Consider the following 7,130-nt stretch of genomic DNA (forward strand, 5'->3'; position numbering starts at 1 on the left):
CGCGCCGCCGAGCGGGCGGAGACCGCCGCACGGCAGGCCGCCGCGGCCGCCGGGCGGGAACTCGCCGGGACCGACCCCGACACCCGGACCGTCGCGCGCCACGCGGTGGTGCGGGCCGCCGAGACCGTGCGCGAGGAGGCAGCGCTGATGCGCGCCTGGGGCGTCGAACCCGGCGAGCTGGAGCGGATGCCGTACGAGGAACGCGCCCGGCTCGCCGAGCGGCTGCGCACCGGACGCCTCGCCCGCTGGGCCGAACTGATCGGCCGCTTCCGGCAGATGGCCGACGGCGAACGCGCCCGCAAGGTCGAGAACGCCACCGGCGAACTCGTCGGCGTCACCCTCGGCGACGACCTCTCCCGGATCGTCCCCGGCGAACTGGCCCACCTCGGCTCGCCCGCCCTGCGCGCGGTGTTCGCCGCGCGGTACGCCGCCGGGGAGCTGATGCTCTACGACACCCGGGGCGAACAGGCCACCGGCAAGGGCGCGATCGTCGCCTGCGTCGACACCTCCCACTCGATGTACGCGGAAGGTCCCGGCGGCATCACCCGGGAGGCGTGGGCCAAGGCGTGCGCCCTCGCCCTGCTCGACCAGGCCCGACGGGCCGGCCGGGACTTCGTCGGCATCGTCTTCTCCGCCGCCGACAAGCTGCGGGTCTTCCGTTTCCCCGGGGACCGGCCCGCCGGCCTCGGCCGGGTCGTCGAGTTCGCGGAGACGTTCCTCGGCGGCGGCACCAGCTTCGAGCGGCCCCTCACCGCGGCCAGGGAGCTGCTGGCGGAGGAGTTCGACGACGCCGCGCGGGCACGCGGCGACATCGTGCTGATCACCGACGAGGAGTGCGACGTCACCGAGGCGTGGACACGGCGCTGGCGGGAGACGAAACAGCGCCTGGACTTCCGGGTGTTCGGAGTGGCGATCGGTGTGCCGCGCGCCCCCGGCGAGGACGGCTCGGTCCTCGACGCGCTCTGCGACAACCTGCGGTTCGTCGACGACCTCACCGACGTGCACGCGGCGGCCGACCTCTTCCGCGTCATCTGAACCCGGGACGCACGCGGGCCCCGGCGGCCTCAGATGACCTTCAGCCGCACCAGCGCGCCCAGCGTCAGCGCCCCCGGCAGCAGCGGCAGCCACACGGTGATGATCCGGTAGGCCAGCACCACGGCGGTCGCCACGGCGGCCGGGCCGCCCGTCGCCACCAGCGCCAGCACCAGGGCGGCCTCGACCGAACCCAGCCCGCCCGGCGTCGGCACCAGCGCCACCGCGACCGTCGCCGCGAGGTACGCCAGCGCCATGTGCGCGGACGGCACCCCGAGCCCCAGCGCCCGCCCCACCAGCACCAGGGCCGTCGCCTGGAGCGCGGGGAAGGCGAGCGAACCGCCCCACAGGGCCAGCGCCCGCGCCGGCCGGGCGTGCACCGACCGCGCCTCGCCGAACGCCGTCCGCAGGAACGCCACCACCGCCGCGCGCACCCGGCGGACCAGCGCCAGCACGCCCGCCGCCGCGGCCACCACGGCCGCCAGGGTGAGCAGCAGCGGGACGAGGAACCCGTCCGGCAGCAGCGTCCACGGCCGCAGCGCGTCGGGGAAGACGACCAGCAGCGCGCCCAGCAGCACCAGCCGGCCGACGCTCTCCGCCAGCAGGTACAGGGCGAGCGCCGCCGAGGAACGGGCCAGCGGCACCCCGCACACCGTCATGAACCGCAGGTTCACCGCGCTCGCGCCGAGCCCCGAGGGCAGCAGGTGGTTGGCGGCGCCCGCCGCGAACTGCGTCGCGAGCAGCCGCCCGCCGGGCAGCCGCTCCACCACCGCGCCCTGCCGGGTGCAGGCCGCGGCGACCCAGGTCAGACAGGTCACCCCGACCGCCGCCAGCAGCCAGGGCCAGCGGGCGGTCGCCAGGTGCCCGAAACCCTCGGCGAGCACCGCGCGGTGCCGCACCGCGACCACGGCGACGAGGGCGAGCGGGAGCAGGCAGAGGATGCGGCGGAGAAGCACGGTCACACCCGGGAAGCGTTCCCGCGCCGCCCCGACCGCGGGTGGCGGCAGCGTGGACGACACCTTACGGGCGGACAGCGGCCTCCGGCCCTTGACCTCAAGATTGGTCGAGGTCCTACCGTCTCCGGCATGAGCATGGAAGCCACCGCCTGGACCCAGCTGCACGGCGTCCTCACCGCCGAGCAGGACCGCCGACCCTTCGCCCGTGCCACCCTGCGCCGCATCGGCGCGTTCGCCCGCCCGCACCGCCGCCGCATCGCCGTGTTCGTGCTGCTCGGCGTGGCGACCGCGCTGCTCGCCGTCGCCACGCCGGTCCTCGCCGGACGCGTCGTCGACGCGATCGTGTCGGACGGCGACGAGCACACCGTCGTCCGTCTCGCGTGGCTGATCGCCGTGATCGCCGTCGCGGAGGCGGCGCTCGGCATCCTCTCCCGGAGGCTGTCGGCGCGGCTCGGCGAGGGACTCATCCTCGATCTGCGGACGGCGGTGTTCGATCATGTGCAGCGCATGCCGGTGGCGTTCTTCACACGCACTCGTACGGGGGCGCTGGTCTCCCGTCTCAACAACGACGTCATCGGCGCCCAGCGCGCGTTCAGCAACACCCTCTCCGGCGTCGTCAGCAATCTGGTGACCCTGGTCCTCACCCTCGCCGTCATGCTCACCCTCTCCTGGCAGATCACCCTGCTCGCGCTGGTGCTGCTGCCAGTCTTCGTCGTACCGGCCCGCCGCATGGGCAGCCGGATGGCCCGGATGCAGCGCGAGGCCGCCGCCCTCAACGCGGCCATGGGCACCCGGATGACCGAGCGGTTCTCCGCGCCCGGCGCCACCCTCGTCAAACTCTTCGGCCGGCCGGAGGAGGAGTCCGCGCAGTTCGCCGAACGGGCCCGCCGGGTCGCCGACATCGGGGTGCGCACCGCCACCGCCCAGGCCGCGTTCATCACCGCCCTCACCCTGGTCTCCGCCCTCGCCCTGGCCCTCGTCTACGGCCTCGGCGGCTTCTTCGCCCTGCGCGGCACCCTCGAACCGGGCGCCGTCGTCGCCCTCGCCCTGCTGCTGACCCGCATGTACGCGCCGCTCACCGCGCTCGCCGGGGCCCGCGTCGAGATCATGAGCGCACTCGTCAGCTTCGAGCGGGTCTTCGAGGTCCTCGACCTCGCGCCGCTGATCCAGGAGAAACCCGACGCCCGCCGGGTCCCCGACGGACCCGTCTCCGTCGAGTTCGACGACGTCCGCTTCGGCTACCCCGCCGCCGACAAGGTCTCCCTCGCCTCCCTGGAGGAGGTCGCGGGCCTCGACACCCGGGGCGGCGCCGAAGTCCTGCACGGCCTCTCCTTCCGCGCCGAGCCGGGCCGCACCGTCGCCCTCGTCGGCTCCTCCGGCGCCGGCAAGTCCACCGTCGCCCAGCTGCTGCCGCGGCTGTACGACGCCGACTCCGGCACCGTACGCGTCGGCGGCGTCGACGTCCGCGACCTCGGCGCCGCGTCGCTGCGCGAGACCGTCGGCATGGTCACCCAGGACGGGCACCTCTTCCACGACACGGTCCGCGCCAACCTGCTCCTCGCCCGCCCGGACGCCACCGGCGACGAGCTGTGGGCCGCGCTCGGCCGCGCCCGCCTCGACGGCCTCGTACGGTCCCTGCCGGACGGCCTGGACACGGTGGTCGGCGAACGCGGCTACCGCCTCTCCGGAGGGGAACGCCAGCGCATGACCATCGCCCGGCTGCTCCTGGCCCGCCAGCGCGTCGTCATCCTCGACGAGGCCACCGCCCACCTCGACAACACCGCGGAGGCCGCCGTGCAGGAGGCGCTCACCGAGGCCCTCGCGGACCGCACCGCCGTCGTCATCGCCCACCGTCTCTCCACCGTCCGCGCCGCCGACCTGATCCTCGTCGTCGAGGACGGCCGGATCGTGGAACGCGGCACCCACGAGACGCTGCTCGCCGCCGGCGGCCGGTACGCCGAGCTGTACCGCACACAGTTCGAGGACCGGCCGGCCGACGCGGCCGCATGAGGGGAGTTCAGGGCTTCGTCAGCGACCGGAACTCCGTCGGGGTCATACCCGTGCGGCGGCGGAAGAACGCGCTGAACGCGGTCGGATAGCCGAACCCGATCCGCTCCCCGACCACGGCCGGCGGCAGCGCGGTGTGGATGAGCAGCCGCTTCGCCTCCAGCAGCACCCGGTCGTCGATGAACCGCTTGGCGCCGCAGCCGAGGGCCGCCCGGGTGGCGCGGGTGAGGGTACGCGGGCTGTACCCCAGCCGGGCGGCGTACTCCTCGACCCGGTGGGACCGCCCGAAGCCCTCCTCGACGGCCCGCCGGAACCGCCGGAAGGGCTCGCCGCCGCCGGTCCGGCCGTGCCGCAGCGGGTCGGCGAGGTGGACCAGCCGCACCAGGATCACCGCGAGCAGGTCGCGCAGCGTCTCGACGTACGCCTCCAGGGACAGGTCGCCGAGGTCCGCGTGCTCCTCGGCCAGCGCGTCGAGGAGCCGCAGCAGCGACGCCCCGCGGGCGGGGTCCGGGGTGATCAGCCGGTACGGGGCGTGCTCACCGTCCCGGATCAGCGCGTCGGTCGCCGCACTCGGGAAACCGGTCGGGAACACCAGCACCGTGGCGTCCCCCGTCCCGGGCCCGTCCGGGAAGTGGAGCACCTGCCCCGGCCACACCCACAGCCAGTCGCCCGCGGCGAGAGAGTACGCCGTGAAGTCCACCGCGCAGTCGAGACGCCCGCCGCGCACCGCGACGACCAGGTGGAACGCCGGGCGCACCGGCGCGGTCAGCGGACGCTCCCGCTCCCTCGCGCGGGCGGCGAGGCCCGGCAGGTCCAGCACCTCCAGACCCGGGGGACGGCCCGGCGTCGGCCGGTACGACACCTCCGGGACGCCCGTCCGGTACCGCGCCCGGCGGCCGCCCGCGATCTGTCCGTTTTTCTTCATCGCCTGGCCGAGTGTATGCCGACCACCCCGCCGGGCCGGTCCTACGTTGGCACGAGCCGTCCGAGCCGCAGGAAGGACCGACCCCATGACCATGGAGTTCGCCACCCGCTACCGTCAGCGCTCCCACATCCCGCCGGAGCCGGGCAAGCCGTACTTCGTCGAGAAGGGCACCGGCGACCGCGCCCACCTCTTCACCGACCTGATCACCGTCTACGCCGGCGGCGAGCAGACCGAGAACACCTTCAACTTCTTCACCGTCGAGGGCCCCGCGGGCGACACCATCCCCGCCCACTCCCACGCCGACACCTACGAGGTCTTCTACCTCACCGACGGCGCGGTGCGGCTCTTCGTCGAGGACACCGAGGGCGAGCAGTACGAGAAGCTGCTCACCGCCGGTGACTTCGGCTTCGTCCCGAAGAACTGCCCGCACGCCTACCGCATCGAGCGCCACCACAGCCGCATCGTCGGCGTGGCCGCGGGGCCCGGCGGCACCTTCGAGCGGTTCTTCGAGACCCTCGGCACCCCCACCGACGAACTCGCCCCGCCGAGCAGGCCGTTCGTGCCCGACCCGCGCGCGTTCGGCACCGTTCCGCAGCGGTACGACGTGACCTTCCTGCCCGACCACCAGTGGCGCACCGGAAAGTGAGGGGACCGGCCATGAGCACCCCCGCCCCCGGATACCTCGACGTCCACGCCCACTTCGTCACCGACTCCTACGTCCGGCAGGCCCGCGCAGCCGGGCACGAACTCCCCGACGGCGTCCCCGCGTGGCCGTCCTGGTCGGCGGCGGCGCACCTGGAGCTGATGGACCGCTGCGGTATCGAGACCTCGATGCTGTCGGTGTCCTCCCCGGGTGTCCACTTCGGCGACGACACCGCCGCCCGGCGCCTGGCCCGCGAGGTCAACGAGGACGGCGCCGAGACCGTCCGCGCCCACCCCGGCCGCTTCGGCCTGTTCGCCTCCCTGCCGCTGCCGGACGTCGACGGCGCCCTCGCGGAACTCGCGCACGCCCACGACACCCTCGGCGCCGACGGCGTGGTCCTGGAGACCCACAGCCACGGCACCTACCTCGGCGACCCCGTCCTGGAGCCGCTCTGGGCCGAACTCGACCGGCGCGGCACGGTCGTCTTCCTCCACCCCACCTCGCCCGTCTGCTGGGAGCGCTCCGCGCTCGGCCGGCCGCGCCCGATGGTCGAGTTCATCTTCGACACCGCCCGCACCGTCACCGACCTGCTGATGGCCGGCACCCTCGACCGGTACCGGAACCTCACGGTGATCGTCCCGCACTGCGGCGGCGCCCTGCCGGTCCTAGCCGACCGCATCGACGGCTTCATGAAGATGTTCATGCCGGCCGCCGCCCCCGGCACCGTCGCCCCCGGCGCCGTCGACCAGCTCCGCCGCCTCTACTACGACCTCGCCGGGCCCGCCCTGCCCCGCCAGCTCCCCGCCCTGCTGAACCTCGTCGGTCCCGACCGGCTGCTGTACGGCAGCGACCACTGCTGGACCCCGGCCGCCGGAGTGGAGGCCCACGTCGCGGCCCTCGACGCCGCCCCCGTACCTGACGGCGCCGCCGACTGGCGGACCCTCACCACCGCCAACGCCCGCCGCGTCCTGTCCCGTACGGACCGCTGAGACGACGGAGCCCGCACCGTGCCCTTCCCCTTCCCCCCGCCGGCCCCGCCCGACCCGGCCGTCCTGCCGCTGCCCCGCCCCGCGGTGTGGCTGTTCGGCCGGGTGGAGCGGCGCTCGGCCGCGCCGATGCTGCCGCTCGGGCAGTTGCGGGACGTGCCGTTCAGCGCCAACGCGGTGGTGACGGTGGTCGGCACCGCGGCGTTCTTCGGCACGCTGTACCTCACCAGCATGGGCTTCCAGGACGAGCTGGGCATGACGCCGTTCGTGGCCGGGGTGGCGCTGCTCCCGCTGGCCGGCGGCAACATCGTCGCGGCGCTCGCGGCCGGCCGGACCATCGGCAGGCTCGGTGTGCGGGGCGCGATGATCCTCGGCTCGGTCCTGGTGGTGGCGGCCCTCGCCGTCGTCCCCCTGGTCTTCTCCCACTACGGCGCGCTGGTCGCCCCGCTGGTCGTGCTCGGCGCGGGCTGGGGCCTGCTGGTCCCCACCACCTCCGCGGCCGGTCTGGCCCGCGCCCGGCGCGGCAAGGAGGGCGTCGCCGCCGGCGTCACCGCGGGCGGCCGGGAACTCGGCGCCGCACT

Annotated in this window: 7 protein-coding genes; 5 read left to right on the top strand and 2 right to left on the bottom strand. The window is 74.8% G+C overall.

Features of this window, described 5'->3' with window-relative positions; translation table 11 throughout:
- The coding region (locus UW392_RS32600; protein ID WP_320778788.1) for a VWA domain-containing protein at window positions 1-1,035 on the top strand (1,035 nt) is incomplete at its 5' end.
- A gap of 29 nt (window positions 1,036-1,064) precedes the next feature.
- On the opposite strand, the gene UW392_RS32605 is transcribed toward UW392_RS32600, so the two are convergent.
- Entirely contained in the window at window positions 1,065-1,964 is a 900-nt protein-coding gene (locus tag UW392_RS32605) for a lysylphosphatidylglycerol synthase transmembrane domain-containing protein (protein WP_320778794.1), read from the bottom strand.
- Window positions 1,965-2,117: 153 nt separating this feature from the next.
- Here UW392_RS32605 and UW392_RS32610 point away from each other — a divergent pair, with 153 nt between their 5' ends.
- Complete coding sequence (locus UW392_RS32610; protein WP_320778789.1) at window positions 2,118-3,998, top strand: ABC transporter ATP-binding protein; 1,881 nt, start codon at window positions 2,118-2,120, stop codon at window positions 3,996-3,998.
- Between the two features lie 7 nt (window positions 3,999-4,005).
- On the opposite strand, the gene UW392_RS32615 is transcribed toward UW392_RS32610, so the two are convergent.
- The gene (locus UW392_RS32615; protein WP_320778790.1) at window positions 4,006-4,920 is read right to left on the bottom strand and encodes an AraC family transcriptional regulator; all 915 of its coding nucleotides are present in this window, start codon (window positions 4,918-4,920) and stop codon (window positions 4,006-4,008) included.
- 85 nt (window positions 4,921-5,005) lie between these two features.
- On the opposite strand from UW392_RS32615, the gene UW392_RS32620 reads away from it, so the two are divergent.
- The 3 genes from UW392_RS32620 to UW392_RS32630 all read left to right on the top strand — a co-directional run.
- Window positions 5,006-5,566 carry a quercetin 2,3-dioxygenase gene (locus tag UW392_RS32620; RefSeq protein ID WP_320778791.1) on the top strand — a complete coding sequence of 187 codons (561 nt, stop codon included), beginning with the start codon at window positions 5,006-5,008 and terminating at the stop codon, window positions 5,564-5,566.
- 11 nt (window positions 5,567-5,577) lie between these two features.
- Window positions 5,578-6,552 carry an amidohydrolase family protein gene (locus UW392_RS32625; RefSeq protein ID WP_320778792.1) on the top strand — a complete coding sequence of 325 codons (975 nt, stop codon included), beginning with the start codon at window positions 5,578-5,580 and terminating at the stop codon, window positions 6,550-6,552.
- Between the two features lie 18 nt (window positions 6,553-6,570).
- On the top strand, window positions 6,571-7,130 hold a 560-nt coding region (locus tag UW392_RS32630; RefSeq protein WP_320778793.1), incomplete at its 3' end, for an MFS transporter.

The sequence above is a fragment of the Streptomyces sp. CRN 30 genome (genome assembly GCF_034105845.1).

Bases quoted from the DNA above. Each gene is read 5' to 3' on its own strand.
- UW392_RS32625 (WP_320778792.1), top strand. From the start codon at position 5,578: ATGAGCACCCCCGCCCCCGGATACCTCGACGTCCACGCCCACTTCGTC.
- UW392_RS32610 (WP_320778789.1), top strand. From the start codon at position 2,118: ATGAGCATGGAAGCCACCGCCTGGACCCAGCTGCACGGCGTCCTCACC.
- UW392_RS32620 (WP_320778791.1), top strand. From the start codon at position 5,006: ATGACCATGGAGTTCGCCACCCGCTACCGTCAGCGCTCCCACATCCCG.
- UW392_RS32615 (WP_320778790.1), bottom strand. From the start codon at position 4,920: ATGAAGAAAAACGGACAGATCGCGGGCGGCCGCCGGGCGCGGTACCGG.